Here is a 1299-nt window from a genome sequence, read left to right on the forward strand (position 1 = left end):
TGTGCCGTCCTAAAATACGTTGACAGTTTTCATGGAGCCAGCGGGATCATACCGCTGGCTTTTTGATGCACGGCTTCTGGTGTTTGCATGGCCAGAGCAAGGTGCGGTCGTCTGGTATTGTATGTGTCGATGGCTTCCTTGACCAGTTGTCGGAGATCTTCAAAAGTCTTGCAGCGATAAAATAGGAATTCCTGTTTGAGGATGCCATTGACACGCTCGGCCAGGGCATTCTGATAGCAGTCATAACCGTCTGTCATTGACGGTGTGATGCCATGTTTGCGCAGCACCCCCTGATAGGCCGCCGAACAATATTGCAAGCCCCTGTCTGAATGATGGATCAGCGGGGCTTTGGTCACCCGGTTGCGAATGGCCTGCTTCAGGGCACGCAGCACTTGTTCGGCCCTCATGCCGGTGCTGAGCTCATAGCCCATGATCTTGCGCGAGAAGGCATCTGTGACCAGAGACAGATAATGCACGCCCTGATCGCTCTCGACATAGGTGATGTCACTGACAAAGACCTGCTCGGGCCGGGACACGGCCCGTCCGGTCACAAGGTTGGGGTGGTTGCGCATCCAGTGACGACTGTTGGTTGTCCTGGTGTAGTTCTTGCGCGGCCCGATCAGCAGGCGATGCTCTCTGAGCCAGTCAAACAGACCGTCCCGCCCCAGCTTGATACCCAGGCGGCACAGGTCATCGGCAAGCAGATGATACAGCTTGCGCGTTCCCAGACGCGGCATCTGCCGGCGCAGCCGGGCGATGCAGTCATGCAAGGGGGCCAGATGCATCTGGCGGTGTCGGCGTCGTTGCAACAGCTGATAGACAGCCTGGCGCGACAGGCCAAAGCACCGGCAACTGCTGCTCAGACTGACTTTGCCTTGCGCCTGTAATGTTCTTGCAGTTCGGATAAATACTTTTTTCGCAAACCGGCTCCGTATTCCTCGTCCATGATGGTGATCATGCCATCAAGAACCATGACCCGGATCCGCTCATCCTCAAGCTCCTTCTCCAGGCGCTTGATCTTCTGTTCCGGTGTCTCTTGCAAATGCGACATGGTGGAATGCCTCGTTGTGGACCAGTCGAGTTTACCATGTTTGCGCAGCCAGTTCAGGACTGTACTTCTGCCCTGAATGCCATAGCGGTTCTGGGCCTGCTTGTAGGTCAGCTCGCCCTTTTCAACCTGATCCACAACCGCCAGCTTAAAGCCCATATTGTAATCGCGTTGGGTGCGCTTGCGGCGCTCCGTTCCTGAACAGGACATTGTCGTCTCCTCATGGTGACAACATATTTCAGGACGAGACA

At 55.6% G+C, this 1299-nt stretch carries 1 protein-coding gene; it reads right to left on the minus strand.

Annotated elements, in window-relative coordinates; genetic code table 11:
- Positions 1 to 29: 29 nt before the first annotated feature.
- A protein-coding gene (locus WA429_RS21185; RefSeq protein WP_443082695.1) for an IS3 family transposase occupies positions 30 to 1258 on the minus strand; the annotation gives its coding sequence in 2 pieces (ribosomal slippage) (positions 30 to 904 and positions 904 to 1258; 1230 coding nt in all).
- Positions 1259 to 1299 lie beyond the last annotated feature (41 nt).

The organism is Thalassospira sp. CH_XMU1420-2 (assembly GCF_037029325.1).
In the GTDB taxonomy this organism is placed as follows: Bacteria; Pseudomonadota; Alphaproteobacteria; order Rhodospirillales; family Thalassospiraceae; genus Thalassospira; species Thalassospira povalilytica.